Source organism: Aquimarina mytili (assembly GCF_016735115.1).
In the GTDB taxonomy this organism is placed as follows: Bacteria; Bacteroidota; Bacteroidia; order Flavobacteriales; family Flavobacteriaceae; genus Aquimarina; species Aquimarina mytili.
The window spans coordinates 190,775-208,562 of the sequence record NZ_JAERQJ010000005.1; the positions used below are offsets into that span (position 1 = coordinate 190,775).

Genomic DNA, 17,788 nt, shown 5'->3' on the forward strand with positions numbered 1-17,788 from the left:
TGCCTTTTTTCTGTATAAAGAGAATATTCTTTATGTTCTATGATTCACAAACAATAATTTTATCTTAAAACCTATTTGCTGTGCTTCCATTTATTATTTTTGCCAAAAAAAAATAATGCCTGATTTTCATACACTATCTATAAAACAAATAATCAGAGAAACCACTAAGGCCGTTTCAATAGAATTTGAAGTGCCAACAGAATTAAAGGAGACCTACTCTTTTATTCCGGGTCAATATATTACGATTAAAACCAAAGTTGATGAAAAAGAGGTACGGAGGGCATACTCTATTTGTAGCTCTCCTAAAAGTAACACCTTAAAAGTTGCTGTAAAAGAAGTGGAGAATGGTACATTTTCAGTGATTGCCAATACTAAGCTTAGTAATGGTGATGTTTTAGAAGTTCATCCTCCAGAAGGTAATTTTCTTTTAAAACCAAACCCTGAATCTAGTAATACATACGCAGCTTTTGCTGCCGGAAGTGGTATCACTCCAATAATGAGTATGATCAAAGCGGTATTAGAAGAAGAGCCTAATAGTCGTTTTGTGTTAATCTATGGAAATAAAACCCCTGATGAAACCATATTTCGTTCAGAACTATTAGAACTTCAGTCAAATTATCCAGGTCGTCTGTTCATTGAATTTATATATAGCAGAAGCCAAGAAGATAATGCGCATTTTGGAAGAATCGAAAAATCTACAGTGAACTACGTATTAAAAAACAAGTTCAAGGATACCGATTTTAGAAACTTTTATCTGTGTGGCCCAGAGGATATGATTAATACAGTAACCGATATTCTACTTGATAATGGAATTGCAAAAGATATGATTCATTTTGAATTATTTACAAGCAGCACAGAAGAAGTAGAAATTGATGCTGATTTAGAGGGTAAAACCAATATTACAGTACTTGTAGATGATGAAGAGTTTATGTTTGTTATGGATCAAAAGAAGACGATTTTGGATGCTGCTCTCGAAGAAGATATCGATGCTCCTTATTCTTGTCAAGGAGGGGTTTGTAGCTCATGTATCTGTAAAGTTACCGAAGGTTCTGCGGTAATGGAAAAAAATAGCATTTTAACTGATGGAGAACTGGCCGAAGGATTAATCCTGGCATGTCAAGCACATCCCACGTCGACAACGATTACTATTGATTTTGATGATGTATAATCGCTAGAAGAACATTCTTCAATTCCGCTCAGAAGGCGGCAACGACTATCATAAATTATTAATTGCCTCTACCACCGTTTCAGGTTTTATGCTATGCATTACTTTTTCGTAACCCGCCGGGAACTTATTTCCATAGATTGAAGTGGGAATTTGGTCATATTGAACAAGATTAGGTAAAATGGCATTTTCTACAGGTTGTCCAAATGGCATAAATCCTGCATATGGGTGCGTTACTCCCCATAATGTAATTGTTGGCACTCCATACATTGCAGCAAGATGGGCGTTACCGCTATCCATAGATAACATAGCATCCAAATTGCCTATAAGTTTTAGCTCATCTTCAAACTGCAACCTACCCGACACATTGGTTACATTATTGTATTTACAACTAATATTGTTAAGAATATCTGTTTCACGTTTTCCACCTCCAAAAAGAAAAATTTCGAACCGATCTCCCCTATCTAGTTGCTCGATCACCTCAACCATTAACTCCAAGGGGTATGTTTTACTTTCATATTGAGCAAATGGTGCAATTCCTAACCATTTTTTGGTAGAATCTTGCGTTAACGAAAGAATATTTGGTGTTAGCGATTGCTTTTTAGGATGTGTGTGTGTTTTTAAATCTATGGGGTAACCTAAAGCTTCAAAAACATCAGCATATCGCTGGTGTGTGCTTTTAAGCTGGGCAAATATCTTGTTTTGTGATCGTGTAAGTGCTTTCTTTTCTGTTCTGCCTTTATCAATCTGTACTGTTTTTATTCCGTTTAGTGATAGAAGCGTCTTTAATATATTCGATCTTAATACATTATGTAAATCTGCTACCGCATTAATCCCTGATTTATGAAGTTCATTGGATAATCGTCTCAGTCCAAATACCCCTTTATGTCTTCCATCAACATCAGCATGATATACGTGTAGGTTGTTAATTCCTGAAAACATGGGTGCAAAAAATTTACGGGTAAGCACCGTTAATTTTACATCAGGATAGGTCTCTCTAAACACTCTCAATACAGGAACTGTCATAGCAACATCTCCCATTGCCGAAAGACGAACAACCAGAATATTTTTTTCTGGTTGTTTGAGTCTATCGATATTATTTTTCGCCACGTAGTACCGGGTTTAATTCATCATCATTATACATCTTCATTTGTTTATATACTTTCATGTATTTATCACCTCTTTCGATATCTCCTAACAAAGTATCAATCGCTGTAGATAAATCTACTTGTTGCTCTAGTAATACATTTAGTTTTTTCTGACATGTTTCTTTATGATTTTCTGATGCTCCTTCGCGCACCGTTTCTTGGTGCATATGGTACACTTTTAATGCCAAGATAGATAATCTGTCTACTCCCCAAGCTGGGCTTTCAGTATTGATAGTAGCATCTGACTTTGGCGAAACATCTTTATATTTCTCTAAAAAATAACTATCTATGTACTCTACCATATCGGTTCGATCTTGATTTGAAGCGTCTATTTGTCTTTTTAGCTTTAAGGCCGCTACCGGATCAATTTCGGGATCCCTTATAATGTCTTCATAATGCCATTGTACAGTATCAATCCAACATTTGCGATATAATAAATGTTCTATTGCTTGTGATTTACTATCATATGGGTTCGAAAATTCCTGATCTACACTATCGATCACATGATACTTATCTATAACTTCTTTAAAAATGGTGTTTGCTTTATCGGTAAACATATGTGCTATTGTTTTTTTCTAAGAGGTACAAAGGTATTATATTTTGCAATAGTATTTAGCAAATCCTGATAAGATCCATATGGATAAAAAATATGATCATACTTTTGACAAAATTCACCCTAATTTAAAATAACAAAGTTGTAAAAGGGAGTAAAAGAAGCACCCATATATTGATCTCTTTTGCAAATTGATGATACTCCATTTCTAAATAAGTAGTTCCAATTATGGCTAGAGGTGCTGCAATAAAAAATAATTCTGAAGTGTTTTTTTGAGGTGAAATCAAAACGATACCAATAGCCAAAATTAAATACACAATTATAAGTCGTAATATCGGTTTTATATTTGCAGGTTTACGGTTAAATTTAATAATGAAGATAGCTGTAAAAAATAAAATACAAATAGATAGGATGCCCACAGAAAAAAGTTGATTTTTCTCTAAATAACCATCAAATGAAAATGAAATAGGGTCTATGTATTCGTAAAAACTGAAAAACGAGTCGTACATAAGTAATGTAAAACAGTTCGCAAACAAGCACACAACTAGCAACCCAACAAAAGGAATAATCCAGTTGCGATAATTCTTAGGTTCAAAATAAAATATGGCAAAAAATACGAGTATTAAAAAACCAATACTCCAAAAATTTGCTAGTGATGCGATACCAATATACATAGAAGTATTAAAGATTTTAGCTTTTATATTCTTCTCGTTTCTTAAGAGTAGTACATTCCATAATGCTAACAATAGAAATGCATTAGATATTAAAATAGGAAGGCTTATTAATGAATTCGCTAATATTCCTGTTAGAAAAGCATATAGCAATATCGTATGAGTTCCTTTATTAGTCAGATCATTTCTTTGGCCAGTAAAATGAAGGATTAACATGGGTAAGATGTATAACAAAATTGATGTTAAGAACAGAATTACAGTGCTAATTTCTGCCACAAACCCATTTTTGTAATGTGCTAATCCGAGAAGGATAAGCATATACAATGCTACAAGAATGTAATTAATGGGTTTTGATTTACTAAAAAAGCTTGATAACACTACTATTTTTTATATTTTTGCGTCAAACAATATTATGATATTGTTTTGGATAATTGTTAAACTAATTTATAAAAAGTTTTTAGACTCTTTTATAAGCTTTTTATAACCCAATCATATTTTTGAATTATGAAAGAATTTTTTGAAGCTATCGAATCACTTTTTGTAGATGTATTATTTGCACCTTTTGATGTATTACGATCATTAGAGTTAGAAAGCTGGACTGGTGCCAATGTTATTAACTGGATATTTATGGCTATTGGGTTTGTTGCATTTTTCTACTGGATGAAAGAGTTAAAGAAATTTAATGATAATAATGAAGAAGATAGAGATCCTAAAGCACATTCGTTTTTAGAATAAGTTTATCATCTATTAATTATAAGAACAAAAAACTCGTATACTAATTGTGAAGTATACGAGTTTTTTGTTTCATCCTCTAAGTTTTATAAATCAAACCCGAGGTCTTTTCTAAAGTACATCTTATCAAAATGCAATTTTTCTATATTTTGATATGATTTCTTTAATGCTTTTCTAAAATCATCATCAAATGATGTTATAGCTATCACTCTACCTCCGTTAGTCACTATTTTATCTCCTTCAAGTTTGGTGCCAGCTTGAAAAACAATAGAGTCTGTGATGGTATCAATACCTGTAATTTCTTTTCCCTTTTCATACGCTTCGGGGTATCCTCCTGAAACTGTCATCACAGTTGTGGCACTTCGTTGATCAATTTCTAAGTTGATTTTATCCAAAGATTGATTCCCTACATGCTGAAATAGTTTTACTAAATCTGTTTTTACTCTGGGGAGTACCGCTTCTGTCTCGGGATCACCCATGCGCACATTATATTCGATCACTTTTGGATCATCACCCACTTTAATAAGACCTATAAAAATAAAGCCTTTATAGTCGATGTTTTCTTGTGCTAACCCATCTACGGTAGGCTTGATAATTTGTTCTTCTATTTTTTTCATAAAAACAGCATCAGCAAATGGTACTGGAGATATTGCGCCCATACCACCCGTGTTAAGCCCTGTATCTCCTTCGCCGATACGCTTATAGTCTTTTGCGGTTGGAAGTGTTACATAATTTTTACCATCAGTTAGCACGAAAACACTAAGTTCTATACCATCAAGAAACTCTTCGATCACCACTTTTTCACTAGCGGCGCCAAATTTTTTGTTAGTTAACATGTTTTCGAGCTCAGATTTAGCTTCTTTGATATCCTGAAGTATTAATACCCCTTTACCTGCCGCCAAGCCATCAGCCTTAAGTACATATGGCGGGTTAAGCGTCTCTAAAAATTGCTTCCCTTCTTCTACAGTGGCTTCAGTAAAACTTTGATAAGCTGCAGTTGGTACCTTATGTCTATATAAGAATTCTTTGGCATATTCTTTACTTCCTTCCAGCTTTGCGCCTTCTTTAGAGGGGCCTATAACAATAATCTCTTGTAGTTGTGGGTCCTTGGCAAAGTAATCGGCAATTCCTTGTACCAGGGGGTCCTCTGGTCCAACCACTACTAAGTCAATGTTTTCTTTTAGTACCAGAGCTTTAATGGCTTCAAAATCTGTAACCGCTATTGATACATTAGTCGCTATACTAGCAGTCCCAGCATTACCAGGTGCTACAAATAGTGCGTCGCATAACTCACTTTGTGCGATTTTATATGCAAATGTATGTTCTCTCCCTCCGGATCCCAATACTAAAATATTCATGATATATATGACTTGATTTTTAAGGTTTCAAAAATAGTTTATTCGTTCTTGTATTGCTAATGGTTTATGGTAAAAACTTGAGTTCTAACGTAACATTTTTCGGAATAGATATTATACTACTTGACACGCATGATTATATCTTAGATTTAGCCGTAGTAATTTTGGGCGTATTTAAAAGCCGAATTTTTGGGGAAAAAGGGAAGGTTATACTTCTTATTATTGTCTAAAACCTATTCTTTTACGGTAGGTTCATTACGAATGATTCTACTACTTAAAATACTTCTCTTTTTTAATAGTAAAGGAACTATAATCGATAAAAACACAATACCGTTAAATCTAACCAGCATGGATTCGAAAAAAAGTGAAATAAATAAAATTAAAAAAACAGAAAGTTCATTTCGGCTTCTATTCATTCTAAATGCCAGTAAAACAAAGATGGTCATTAAGACGCCAAACCCAATAATGCCCGTTTGCAAAAACGTTTGAAGAAACTGATTATGAGCATTATATTGATTGTTATAATTATGAAAATAGTTCAACTCTTTATATTTTTCCATAAGCACTTCATTGGTGTCTCCTACCCCATATCCTAATAAAGGTGATTCTTCAATTAATTTGATACTAGCATGCCAGGTAAGTAACCTTGATTTTTCTACTGTTGTATTGTCAATTTTTGAGCTTGTTTCAAGTTCTGTCACATTTGAATAAAAATCAAAAACACGAGGGTTCTTTAAAAAGACAATTACTCCAAGAAGAAATACTATTGCCATTGTATATTTCTTGCTCTTGTCAGAAATGCTAAAAATTAGCAATAGACACATGATGGCTAGAATTAAATATGCCGCTATAGAAGCCAATAAAAAAAGGTATAAAAACAGGATAATTACAATGAATACTTGTCTTCTGGACTGAAGATTCTTTTTTAGATAGTAACTTAAAACCAAAAGAATGTAGAGTGATACATAATTGGGGTTTACTAATGTTGAAAATTCTGCCCCTATAAAGTAATTCCATCCATGAGAAAAAGCACTTAAAATTAAAGAAATGGTTTCTAAAGAACTTTCAAAAACAATTTCATCTTTTACAATAAGTATACAATTATATAACGCAATAAATAGATTTATAAAAAAAGATATAAGTAATCCAAGAAGTAAGAAGTCAAATAATTTTTTTACAGCAGCAGCATCTTCCTTTACGTACAAAAAAATGATTGGAAAAAAGAATAAGGATAATGAACGTTGCAGTAAATTTAATCCATCAGACAAATTATCTGTATAAATCAAACTAAGTAATAGTATTACAAAATATAACGGAAACAATAGTAATGCCTTGTTAGCAAATACTAATTTCTTGTTTGATTTAAATATATTAACTACTCCAAGAGCAATAGAAACTATAAAAAAGGGAGTAGAAAGATTAATCCCTAAAGGCAGTAAGAAAAACGAAGCATAAAGACTATTCCAAAAAATAGTCAACACCCAATCATTTTCCTCTACGTAAAGCATTTCATTAATCCTAGATATTATTTTGAGTGATCTCACAACTGGGTTTATTGAGCTTTTATATATCTACACTTGAGCTAAAAATTTAATTGTCTCGAAAATAGTATAACATTTTTACGTGATAAATATTCTAATCGATATCTTCTACTTCAATCATCAAACGTCAATTATTAAGAAAATCTCTATGTTCACTTTTTTGAAGTTCTTCCTGAGAAAATCCTTTAAAATATTCTAGTGTTTTTTTCATTCCTTCTGCTCTATCAACTACAGGTTCCCAGCCTAAAACTTCTTTTGCTCTAGAAATATCCGGTTGTCTTTGAAGAGGGTCGTTGACTGGTAAATCTTTATAAATCACTTTTTGTTCTGTTCCTGTAAGTTTTATAATTTCTTCAGCAAAATCTTTGATCGTAATCTCGTCTGGATTACCAATATTTACAGGATATATATAATCACTAAAAAGCAGTCGGTAAATTCCTTCAACTTGATCATCTACATAGCAAAAAGATCGAGTTTGCAGGCCATCGCCAAAAATAGTAAGATCTTCTCCACGTAATGCCTGCCCTATAAAAGCAGGAACAACTCTACCGTCATTTAATCGCATTCTTGGTCCATAGGTGTTAAAAATACGCACGATTCTTGTTTCAACCCCATGATAGGTGTGATATGCCATAGTAATAGATTCTTGAAATCGTTTTGCTTCATCATACACTCCTCTTGGGCCAATGGTATTTACATTACCATAATAATCTTCTGTTTGTGGATGAACCAGAGGATCGCCATATACTTCGCTGGTAGAGGCTATTAAAATCCTGGCATTCTTTTCTTTTGCAAGACCTAATAAGTTATGAGTTCCTAATGATCCTACTTTTAAGGTCTGAATTGGGATTTTAAGATAATCGATGGGACTGGCTGGAGATGCAAAATGTAGAATATAGTCTAATTTTCCAGGCACATGAACAAATTTGGTTACATCATGATTATAGAACTCAAAATCTTCCGATTTAAATAAGTGTTCAATATTTTTAAGATCTCCAGTAATTAGATTATCCATTCCAATTACTTTGAAACCTTCTTTTATAAATCGATCACAAAGATGTGACCCTAAAAACCCTGCCGCTCCAGTAATTAAAATCCTCTTCATAATTATATCTGTGAGATTATAGCTTCTCTACCTATTGAGTAATAAGAAAGATTTTCTTTTTTGATGTCTTCTAAATCATATAGATTTCTACCATCAAAAATAACATTATCGGTTAGGTTATTTTTAATTTTATCAAAATCTGGGGTTCTAAAGATGCTCCACTCTGTGCAAATAATTAATGCATCTGTTCCTTGTAAAGCATCATACATAGTTTTTGAAAACTCTATTTTATCTCCACACTTACGGGCTACATTATTCATTGCTTCGGGGTCGAAAGCTTTAATTTTTGCTCCCTCATTTAACAATTCATTTATAATGTCTAGTGCAGGAGCTTCTCTAATATCATCGGTTTCTGGCTTAAAGGCTAAGCCCCACATCGCAAAAGTTTTTCCTTTCAGGTTGTCCTTAAAATGATTTTTAATTTTTGGCAATAGTGCTAACTTTTGAGTTGCATTAACATCAATCACAGATTCCAAAATTTTAAAATCATAATTATCATCTTTTCCTGATTTATGCAGCGCTTTTACATCTTTAGGAAAACAAGACCCTCCATACCCAATACCAGGGAACAAGAAACGTTTACCAATTCTTGAGTCGGTTCCCATACCAATTCTTACTTTACTCACATCTGCTCCAACTTTTTCGCAATAATTTGCGATTTCGTTCATAAAAGTAATCTTTGTCGCCAAAAAAGAATTAGCTGCATACTTAGTAAGTTCAGCAGACTTTTCATCCATTATTATTATCGGGTTACCTGATCTTACATATGGCTTATATAGTTTTTTCATTAACTCTATTGCTCTTTCAGATGTTGACCCCACTACAATTCGTTCTGGTTTAAGGAAATCATCAACAGCAAAGCCTTCTCTTAAAAATTCTGGATTAGAAACTACATCAAAATCACATTTAGCATTTTTTGAGATTACTTCATTAACTTTTTCAGCTGTTCCTACAGGCACAGTACTTTTATCGACAATCACCTTGTAATCATTCATTAATCTACCTATATCTTCTGCTACTCCTAGAACATATGATAAATCGGCAGATCCATCTTCATCTTCTGGAGTGGGCAATGCCAAAAAGATAATTTCACCATGATTAAGTCCTTCTTCTAGTGATGTTGTAAACCTTAATCTTCCAGCTTTTATATTTCTTTCAAAAAGCACATCTAGATGAGGTTCATAAATCGGAACTTCTCCATTACGCATTTTTTTTACTTTCTCTTTGTCTATATCTACACAAATAACCTCGTTACCAGTTTCTGCCAAACATGTTCCTGTTACCAGACCTACATATCCAGTTCCTATTACAGATATTTTCATTTAACTTTTATTTTTATACTCCTCTTGAAAACAAGATGGTCGTTATTGTTTTAAATAAAATTCTTATATCAAGTGTTACAGATCTATTTTTGATATAATAAAGATCGTACTCTAATTTTTTTATTGAATCTTCAAGGTTTTCCCCGTACTTATATTTAACCTGCGCCCAACCCGTTATTCCAGGTTTAACAACATGTCTAACGGAATAGAACGGATTCATTTTGTCCAATTGATCAACAAAAATCTTTCTTTCTGGACGTGGCCCAATAAAACTCATATCTCCATGAATTACAGAAATGATTTGTGGAAGTTCGTCTATTCTGAATTTTCTTAGAATCTTCCCAAAAGGAGTTACTCTGGCGTCGTTGTTAGTTGCCATTTTGGCTCCAGATTTCTCAGCATCCAATACCATAGACCTGAATTTATATATATTGAATTCTTTGCCTTTTTTTCCTATCCTTTTTTGAATATAGAAAAGTGGTCCTTTATTGAGAAAAAGGTTGAAAAAGAAGACAAACGGAACTACTATCATAAAAACTAGTCCTACGATAAAACATAGGGTAATATCCACTAGTTTTGTGAATAATTTTTGAATATAGTGTGATCTTTTGTTTTTAAGGTGCAATACTTCGTAAAAGTTATTTCCTAGTAAATTTAAAGGCAAGGCTTCATAAGTAGATTCATAAAACGAGGTAAATGTAAATACTTCTTTTCCAAAGTACATTGCTCTGGTCAAAAATTTCTCTACCTCTGTTGGCATATTTTGATAATCTTTAATCCTTATTACAACGGTGTCAATTTTATCCATTACTTTATTTAAGCGTTCAGGGTTTTTAGTGAATGTTTCATGACCCGTAGAGACGCTTAGCTTAACATTATAACCATTAGAATTTTTACGCCCTTCAACATTTGCTATATTATTCTCTTTGAACTCTTCGAAAGTTTCTTCATAAATAAAAATCGCATTCTTTAAAAACGGCTGAGAAATAAAAAAGTTAGAGCATATAATTCGCCATGCGGTTAATGAAAAAGGCATAAGCGCCAAGAAAACCACCAAATATGGTCTGCTCACTGTAGTGTTAATTAATAAAATTGTAAGAAAGAAAATTGAAAATGAATATAATACTCCAACAACAAGGGATAATCGAAAAATTGAAATTGGTCTAGAGGCTCTTTCTAAATTATATATGTCAATTACGTAGGCAATTATAGAAAAAAGAATTATACCAATAATGTAAATAGTGAGCCCATGTTTATCTTGATCAAAAGTACCTTTCAAGGTTCTATTTATTAGTAAATACAGGTAAAAAAGAACGATTGCTAAATCTCCTATAAACAGAAATAGTTTCCTTTCTATTACATTGAGTGTGAATACTCTATTCATTCATTACATATTTTCATAATATCTCTTATGCCCATACTTTTAATTATGGTGGTATTTAGAACAGCATTATTTTTATTCTAAAAATTTTTCAAAAATAATCTTTTAAAATCACAACTCCTTAAAGACAAACGATAAAACCATAATTTAAAGACGGATTGAGTGAATTATAACCTCTAGTCTAAACACAACGCTTAAAAATTACTTCATCAAATCGTCAAACACCTTGTCAAACAAATTACTAATTTTGTCATATGTACAATTGTCAATCAAATATTCATATCCTCTCTGCCCATATTGTTGCCTCTGATCGTTCTTTAGTCCTTTAAAATACAGTATTTTTTCTTTTAATGGTTCTTCTTCTTCAGGAGAAACAACATATCCTGATTTTGAATATGTAACAGGGTTTTCTTTTGAATTTAACGCCTGAATTATTGGTTTTTTTGCATAGAAATAGTCAAATGTTTTAAGTTGTGAGGTTCCAAAATTATAGATCTTAGTATCTTTAGTTCCTTTACCCATAAACAACACATCCATTTTCGATAAAAATAGTTTCACATATTTTTTAGGAACTCTTTCTAAAAAGTGAATATTATCGTACTCTTTCGAAAGTTCAAGAAGTCTTTCTTTTTCTGGACCTCCTCCTAAAATATAGAAATGAATATTATCATTTTTAAGCTTAGAGACGGTACTTATTATCGTGTCTAAAGGATTGGCAATTACTATTGTTCCTGCATATCCGATGTTAAAAGTTCGCTTATTAATCTTGTCCTTGTAGATATCCTCAATTTCACTATCTTCTTTACCAGGTAATTCAAACCCATTAGTAATCCATTTATAAGTGAAATTTTTATGCCCCAATACTTTCTCAATATGCATATCTGCCCTAGGAATAACCGAAATCACTGTATCGGCCTTTGAGTAAGAAAGTTTTTCCAGATACCCCAAAAACTTCATAAAAACATTCTTTTCAGAATAATTTCCAAGTTCCATAGCAGATAGTGGCCATAAATCCCTTATTTCAAAAACAAACTTTGCATTTGGATAAAAAAGTTTTTTAAAAATTAAAATGTTTAATATCGGCAATAAAGGAAGTGATGACAGTACAATTATATCAGGTTTAGGCACCTTTTTTTTGGAAATAAAAGGTATAACAAATAGGTTTAAAGAAAATATAATCCAACTTAAAATTCTGCCAATTCCATGAGATTTTTTGTAGGTATTTCCTTTTAAAATTAAAGTATTGATATCTTTATTTACAAACTTATACAATCCTCTAATCTTATTATGTCTATAAGGAGCATGCGAAAAAGAAGAAGTAATCAAAAGAGTATTATATTTCTCAGTCTTTTTTAAATGTTTTGCAATATAATAATGCCTATACCCCTCACCATCAATATCTGGGCTTGTTATATATTGATTTATGAACCAAATATTTTTCATTTATAATGATTGTAATACTCTTTTAGTAATTTCTTTTCCTATGTTCAAAGATGACGTTGCGGCTGGCGAGGGTGCATTAACCACATGAACTCCATTTTTTGTTTGCTCTATTAAAAAGTCATCTACCAAATTACCTCTTTTATCGCATAACTGCGCCCTTACTCCAGCTTCTCCAACAATTAAATCCTCTTCTTTAACTTGAGGAACTAATTTTTGTAATGATTTAACAAAAGCCTTTTTAGAAAACGATCGATACATTTCGTATGCTCCAACTTTCCAGTATTTCAAAGCCACCTTAATAAACCCAAGGTAAGATATGCTCTCTAAAAATTCTATTAAATCAATATCAGACTTTGTATACCCCTCTCTTCTAAAAGCAAGTACCGCATTAGGTCCAGCATCCACTTTACCATTAATTCTTCTTGTAAAATGAACTCCTAAAAAAGGAAAGTTTGGATCTGGCACAGGATAAATCAAGTTATTTACTAGCTTAGCCTTATCATCTTTTAATAAATAATACTCTCCCCTAAACGGAATAATCCTAGCATTTAAATTAACACCATCCATTTTGGCTATTTTATCCGAGTACAGCCCTGCACAATTTACCAAAAACTTCGTAGTCACAACCTCATCACCTGTGGATATCTCATAACCTTCATTTTCTTTTTTTATTGCAGCTACTTTTTTTTCAAAAAAGAAGTTTACGCCTTTTTCATTACCTTTTTCGAAAAGTTTTTTTGATACTTCTTTGTAATCCACAATTCCTGCTTGTGGTACAAAAATTCCTTTAGTTCCTGAAACATTTGGCTCTTTTTCTTTGAGTTCATTCTCATCTAAAAACTTTAAACCTTTTAATCCATTTTGAACTCCTCTATCATAAATATTCTGCAATTTTTTTTCTTCATCGCTATTGGTTGCAACAATGATTTTTCCGCATATTTCATGATGGATTTTTTCTTCTTTACAGAATTCTAAAAGTAAATTGTATCCGTTTCTACAATTGGTAGCTTTGGCACTACCTGGCTTATAATAAATACCCGAATGAATAACACCGCTGTTATGGCCCGTTTGATGTGAAGCAATAGAGTTTTCTTTTTCTAAAACCGCTATCTTAAGGTGTGGGGCTTCTTTAGACAAATTGTATGCAGTAGAAAGCCCTACAATGCCTGCTCCAATAATTGTAACATCATACTTCATTTTTACTTAAAAAAGTTTTTGATAGCCGCTACAACTATTTCTACAGCTTCCAATGAAAGGTGTTCACCAATAGGCAAACTCAACAACATTTTATCTGTATTATTTGCATTAAAATCTGCTTCAGCTTTTCCTAAATAATCATACGCTTTAAGTTTTGGTAATGCAATAGGGTAGTGAATTCCTGTTTGGATATTTTGTTCAGACAAATATGATTTCAACTCTTCTCTTTTATTTGTTCTGATTACGAATAAATGGTACACTTGTCGTGCCCATTCTGATCGTTTTGGAAGCACAATTTGTGGTACATCCTTCAAGTGTTCCAGATAAAAATCAGCTATTTTAATACGATGATTAGTCCAATTCTCCAGGTGATTTAGCTTTACATTCAATATTGCCGCCTGTAGATTATCTAGTCTACTATTTCTTCCTTCAAAAACATGGTTATATTTTTCGATCCTACCATGATTCGCAATCATTTTACATTTAATCGCTAGTTCTTCATCATTGGTAACGATTGCACCAGCATCACCGTATGCTCCAAGGTTTTTTCCCGGATAAAAACTAAATGTACCTATATCACCAATTGCACCGACTCTTTTTCCTTTATATTCTGCTCCGTGAGCCTGTGCACAATCTTCTATTATTTTTAGATCATGTTTTTGGGCAATTTCTAAAAGCGCACCCATATCACATGGATGACCATACAGATGAACTGCAATAATTGCTTTTGTTTTTTTGGTAATTACTTCCTCCAAGCTACCGATAGAAACAGTATAGTTCTCAAGATTACAATCACAGAAAACCACTTTATGCCCAGACCTTGTGACTGCCTCTGAACTAGCGATAAAACTATTCGCTGGAACGATTATTTCTGAATTAGGTGGGAGTTCTAGTGCTTCAATAGCTATCTCTATAGCATCAGTACCATTGGCGACCCCAATACAATGTTTTGCATTTTGAAAAGAAGCAAAGTTTTGTTCAAGTTTTTTTATTTCTTCTCCACCAATAAAAGCAGAGCTTGAAATGATATTTTGTATGGCAACATCTATATCATTTTTAATAGTTTTATATTGATGTTGTAAGTCAAGAAATTTTATCATGTATTATCTTATTTTTTTTGCTGGATTCCCAGCATATACACCCGGTTCTTCGATATTTTTTGTGACCACAGACCCTGCGCCTATGACTACATGATCACATATTTTAACTGGAAGTATGGTAGCATTTGAACCTATAGAAACATTATTGCTGATTAATGTCGATTTCCATTTAGTTTGATCACCTCCTGCAGGTCCACCTTCACTGAATAAATCATTGATAAACATTACTCCATGACCAATAAAACAATTATCTCCAATATCAACAAGTTCGCAAATGAAAGAATGTGACTGAATTTTGGTATTTGATCCTATACTTACTTTTTTTTGTATTTCTACAAAAGGACCTATGAAGCAATTATCTCCTATAGTACATCCATACATATTTACAGGTTCAACAATTTTTACATTTTCGCCAAACTTACAATCAACTATTCCTATTTTAAGATGCTTATACACTTTTGTTTCTGTCTGTGATTTTTTGATATATTTTATCAATAATTTCTACGGTTTTTAGGCCTTCAAAACCATTTGCAGAAATAACCCCATCGTTTGTTAATACCTCAACTACGTTTTCATAAACTTTGTCATGATTAGACATAGATCCCTGGTATTGTCCATAGTTATTAGCTGTGTTACCTTCTGGTAAGTTTTCTACTTTATACCCCTCAATATTTTGATATTCTAGCTCATTAAGATATTGCCCACCTATCTTTACCGTACCTTTTTCTCCAAATATAGTTAGAGACCCTTCCATGTTTTTTCCATGGCTATTTACTGTATAGTTTATTGTTCCTATTGCGCCATTATAGAATTCTAAGGCAATTACACCGTTATCATCAAATTCTGTGATTCCTTGGTGATGAAAATTTCCACCAAAAGCTTCTACATTCTTAACATCCCCAACAATCCAATATAATAGATCTATAAAATGGCTAAACTGTGTATAGAGAGTCCCTCCATCAAGATCTAAAGTACCTTTCCAGGAATTTTTATAATAATCGGGGTTTCTGTTCCAGAAACAATTTAATTGTGCAGAATATATTTTACCCAGTTTCCCATCGTCGATTATTTTTTTGACAGCTTCTACCGGGGGATTGAAACGATTTTGTTTTACAATCATTAATCGCTTATTTGCGCGTTCTGCAACTTTAATCATCTCTCCACAATCATATACATTAATCGCCATTGGTTTTTCGCAAAGCACATGAAAACCTGCTTGTAATGATTGAATTGTATGTTTTGCATGTAATCCATTAGGAGTACAAATGGCAACTAGATCGATTTCTGGCTCGTTAGACAACATTTCTTCAATAGAGGCATATGGTTGGGCATCATACTCTTTTGCTAGTGCTTCTGCCTTGTTAAATTCTATGTCACAAACTGCTTTTAGGGTGCCATTATTCTTAATATGGCCTGCGTGTCTATTTCCTATTCTACCACAACCTACGATGGCAAATTTTAATTCTTTCTTCATATGTAATTAAAAGTGCAAAGGTAACTTTATTTCTCGAAAAACTTTATACATAATTTTGACTTAAAAAAGTAGTATTAATAAACTTCATTCTATTTAGATAAGGTCGTCAAACCTGAAAAATATATTTATATGACATTGATTATTAATCTACTACAACAAGGTACCTATTCAATAGAAATTCACCAAATTAAATGTTGCCTTTAAATTTCTCTCTGAACTCAACTGTCTTGTTTCCCCTACCCGATTCATTTATCAATTTATACGAAGAAATTATATTATCGGACCTTTGTACAATTTCTTTTTCTTGAAGATCTTGAAAAAACTCTGACATCCTTGTGTTAATTATGTGAACTTTTTTGCCCATTTCTACTGCCTCTATAACGCCAGTAGAATACACTCCGATTATCAGGTCACTAATTGACAAATAATCTTTAAGACTCCCTTCTTTAATAAGAACAAAATTTTTATTTTGTTTAACTACAGGCATAAAATTTTGTTCTTGTTGTTCCTTATATCTGGGATGGAGCTTGGCAAAAATTAGGACATCACTTGGGAGTTCCTGAATATTTTCTAAAAACTGAATAAATTCTTTATCTAAAGTATGTTGACATATTAACGTGATAATTTTACGATACTGTTTTCTTGTTTTCAATAATTTGTCATCAAACCCATAATTCTTATTTATATCATGATTGTATGTAAAATCTCCAGTAACATTAATTTTATGTTCTGCCCAATTATTTTTGATTAAAACTTCTTTATAGTAATTAGACCAAACCAATATCTCATCCGGAAAATACTTTAGGGTAGATCTTTCCTTAGGTAAAACATACCCAATATGAAAAGGATAAATATGACCATGTTGTAATTCTATAACTCTGACATTATATTTCTTGCAAACCTGGATAAATATCTGGTTCATGGGACTATAGGCCGATTTTAGATAAATTTTATTTGGTCTATAACGCTTTATAAATCTTTCATACAAATGTATTCTTTGTAGGTTTCGTTTAAATCTATTGAAAAGTAAGTTAACACCCTCTCTTTCCGGGGGAAAACCATGAAGTTTTGTGTAGATATCTGAATACAGTTCAAAAATTCTTGAAACTTCACTTTTTAAAGAGTTATTATCAATTTTTTTGGTATACAAGCGTTCTAGAACATAAAAAATGTCTGCTTTGACTGTGATTTCTTTGTTTGTGATCTCCTTAAAGTGATAATCCTGCAGATTCGGGAATTCTAAAATCGATATATTCTCTGATATTTCCTTTATCAATTTATCACAAAAATAATCAACGTACTTACCTTCAAATTTTAATTTACTGTCAGTATTAGTAATAAATAAATTAGCCCTATTTAAAATATGTTTTTTTCTAAAATACTCTAATGAGTTAATGGCTATCTTGAAAAGATTAACCTTAGCTTTTAGTATTGTAGAAGTTTTTTTTAAAATCTCCGTTAAGCTAGTAGTAAAAATTAGCGATTCATAAATTTCCGTTCGAATAAAAGGGTAAATGGGGTAATCTTGTACTTTTATCTCATATAGTTCATTCTCCTTTTCCCAGTCCAAAAATTTATCAGTAATCTCTTTTATTCTCATA

General features: G+C 32.3%; 16 protein-coding genes. 2 read left to right on the plus strand and 14 right to left on the minus strand.

What is annotated here, in order from left to right:
- The first annotated feature begins 115 nt into the window (after positions 1-115).
- On the plus strand, positions 116-1,168 hold the full coding sequence (locus JJQ60_RS14060; protein ID WP_201921281.1) for a ferredoxin--NADP reductase: 1,053 nt from the start codon (positions 116-118) through the stop codon (positions 1,166-1,168).
- Positions 1,169-1,216: 48 nt separating this feature from the next.
- Here the strand turns inward: JJQ60_RS14060 and JJQ60_RS14065 are convergent, their stop codons facing one another.
- The 3 genes from JJQ60_RS14065 to JJQ60_RS14075 form a co-directional block, all read right to left on the minus strand.
- Complete coding sequence (locus tag JJQ60_RS14065; protein ID WP_317194013.1) at positions 1,217-2,275, minus strand: glycosyltransferase family 9 protein; 1,059 nt, start codon at positions 2,273-2,275, stop codon at positions 1,217-1,219.
- Entirely contained in the window at positions 2,262-2,870 is a 609-nt protein-coding gene (locus JJQ60_RS14070; protein ID WP_201921284.1) for a DUF4254 domain-containing protein, read from the minus strand. Before JJQ60_RS14070 ends, JJQ60_RS14065 begins: the two co-directional genes overlap by 14 nt.
- A 124-nt stretch (positions 2,871-2,994) precedes the next feature.
- On the minus strand, positions 2,995-3,915 hold the full coding sequence (locus JJQ60_RS14075) for a DUF6427 family protein (protein WP_201921287.1): 921 nt from the start codon (positions 3,913-3,915) through the stop codon (positions 2,995-2,997).
- A gap of 126 nt (positions 3,916-4,041) precedes the next feature.
- Between JJQ60_RS14075 and JJQ60_RS14080 the strand changes: the two genes are divergently transcribed.
- A complete protein-coding gene (locus JJQ60_RS14080; RefSeq protein ID WP_201921290.1) occupies positions 4,042-4,272 on the plus strand; it encodes a DUF6341 family protein in 231 nt (76 codons plus the stop codon).
- An 83-nt stretch (positions 4,273-4,355) separates the two neighbouring features.
- On the opposite strand, the gene purD is transcribed toward JJQ60_RS14080, so the two are convergent.
- From purD to JJQ60_RS14135, 11 genes are all read right to left on the minus strand, one after another.
- On the minus strand, positions 4,356-5,627 hold the full coding sequence (purD, locus tag JJQ60_RS14085; RefSeq protein ID WP_201921293.1) for a phosphoribosylamine--glycine ligase: 1,272 nt from the start codon (positions 5,625-5,627) through the stop codon (positions 4,356-4,358).
- 230 nt (positions 5,628-5,857) lie between these two features.
- A complete protein-coding gene (locus JJQ60_RS14090; protein ID WP_201921296.1) occupies positions 5,858-7,132 on the minus strand; it encodes an O-antigen ligase family protein in 1,275 nt (424 codons plus the stop codon).
- A 160-nt stretch (positions 7,133-7,292) separates the two neighbouring features.
- The gene (locus tag JJQ60_RS14095; RefSeq protein WP_201921298.1) at positions 7,293-8,270 is read right to left on the minus strand and encodes a UDP-glucuronic acid decarboxylase family protein; all 978 of its coding nucleotides are present in this window, start codon (positions 8,268-8,270) and stop codon (positions 7,293-7,295) included.
- 2 nt (positions 8,271-8,272) lie between these two features.
- Complete coding sequence (locus JJQ60_RS14100) at positions 8,273-9,592, minus strand: UDP-glucose dehydrogenase family protein (protein WP_201921300.1); 1,320 nt, start codon at positions 9,590-9,592, stop codon at positions 8,273-8,275.
- A gap of 13 nt (positions 9,593-9,605) precedes the next feature.
- Positions 9,606-10,976: an exopolysaccharide biosynthesis polyprenyl glycosylphosphotransferase gene (locus tag JJQ60_RS14105; protein ID WP_201921310.1), complete on the minus strand. Its 1,371-nt coding sequence runs from the start codon at positions 10,974-10,976 to the stop codon at positions 9,606-9,608.
- Positions 10,977-11,174: 198 nt separating this feature from the next.
- Positions 11,175-12,416, minus strand: coding sequence for a glycosyltransferase family 4 protein (locus JJQ60_RS14110; protein ID WP_201921314.1), 1,242 nt, complete (start codon positions 12,414-12,416; stop codon positions 11,175-11,177).
- On the minus strand, positions 12,417-13,613 hold the full coding sequence (gene lhgO / locus JJQ60_RS14115) for an L-2-hydroxyglutarate oxidase (protein ID WP_201921317.1): 1,197 nt from the start codon (positions 13,611-13,613) through the stop codon (positions 12,417-12,419). It abuts the gene before it with no gap.
- Positions 13,614-13,615: 2 nt separating this feature from the next.
- On the minus strand, positions 13,616-14,713 hold the full coding sequence (locus JJQ60_RS14120) for a DegT/DnrJ/EryC1/StrS family aminotransferase (protein ID WP_201921320.1): 1,098 nt from the start codon (positions 14,711-14,713) through the stop codon (positions 13,616-13,618).
- 3 nt (positions 14,714-14,716) lie between these two features.
- Positions 14,717-15,169: an acyltransferase gene (locus tag JJQ60_RS22310; RefSeq protein ID WP_317194014.1), complete on the minus strand. Its 453-nt coding sequence runs from the start codon at positions 15,167-15,169 to the stop codon at positions 14,717-14,719.
- The gene (locus JJQ60_RS14130) at positions 15,162-16,187 is read right to left on the minus strand and encodes a Gfo/Idh/MocA family protein (protein ID WP_201921323.1); all 1,026 of its coding nucleotides are present in this window, start codon (positions 16,185-16,187) and stop codon (positions 15,162-15,164) included. The genes JJQ60_RS22310 and JJQ60_RS14130 overlap by 8 nt, the downstream gene beginning before the upstream one ends.
- A 187-nt stretch (positions 16,188-16,374) precedes the next feature.
- A complete protein-coding gene (locus tag JJQ60_RS14135) occupies positions 16,375-17,787 on the minus strand; it encodes a hypothetical protein (RefSeq protein ID WP_201921326.1) in 1,413 nt (470 codons plus the stop codon).
- Position 17,788 lies beyond the last annotated feature (1 nt).

What these genes read in the sequence shown, in the direction of transcription:
- JJQ60_RS14060 (WP_201921281.1), top strand. Translation starts at nt 116, where the DNA reads ATGCCTGATTTTCATACACTATCTATAAAACAAATAATCAGAGAAACC.
- JJQ60_RS14070 (WP_201921284.1), bottom strand. Translation starts at nt 2,870, where the DNA reads ATGTTTACCGATAAAGCAAACACCATTTTTAAAGAAGTTATAGATAAG.
- JJQ60_RS14080 (WP_201921290.1), top strand. Translation starts at nt 4,042, where the DNA reads ATGAAAGAATTTTTTGAAGCTATCGAATCACTTTTTGTAGATGTATTA.
- purD (WP_201921293.1), bottom strand. Translation starts at nt 5,627, where the DNA reads ATGAATATTTTAGTATTGGGATCCGGAGGGAGAGAACATACATTTGCA.
- JJQ60_RS14090 (WP_201921296.1), bottom strand. Translation starts at nt 7,132, where the DNA reads ATGCTTTACGTAGAGGAAAATGATTGGGTGTTGACTATTTTTTGGAAT.
- JJQ60_RS14095 (WP_201921298.1), bottom strand. Translation starts at nt 8,270, where the DNA reads ATGAAGAGGATTTTAATTACTGGAGCGGCAGGGTTTTTAGGGTCACAT.
- JJQ60_RS14100 (WP_201921300.1), bottom strand. Translation starts at nt 9,592, where the DNA reads ATGAAAATATCTGTAATAGGAACTGGATATGTAGGTCTGGTAACAGGA.
- JJQ60_RS14105 (WP_201921310.1), bottom strand. Translation starts at nt 10,976, where the DNA reads ATGAATAGAGTATTCACACTCAATGTAATAGAAAGGAAACTATTTCTG.
- JJQ60_RS14110 (WP_201921314.1), bottom strand. Translation starts at nt 12,416, where the DNA reads ATGAAAAATATTTGGTTCATAAATCAATATATAACAAGCCCAGATATT.
- lhgO (WP_201921317.1), bottom strand. Translation starts at nt 13,613, where the DNA reads ATGAAGTATGATGTTACAATTATTGGAGCAGGCATTGTAGGGCTTTCT.
- JJQ60_RS14120 (WP_201921320.1), bottom strand. Translation starts at nt 14,713, where the DNA reads ATGATAAAATTTCTTGACTTACAACATCAATATAAAACTATTAAAAAT.
- JJQ60_RS14130 (WP_201921323.1), bottom strand. Translation starts at nt 16,187, where the DNA reads ATGAAGAAAGAATTAAAATTTGCCATCGTAGGTTGTGGTAGAATAGGA.
- JJQ60_RS14135 (WP_201921326.1), bottom strand. Translation starts at nt 17,787, where the DNA reads ATGAGAATAAAAGAGATTACTGATAAATTTTTGGACTGGGAAAAGGAG.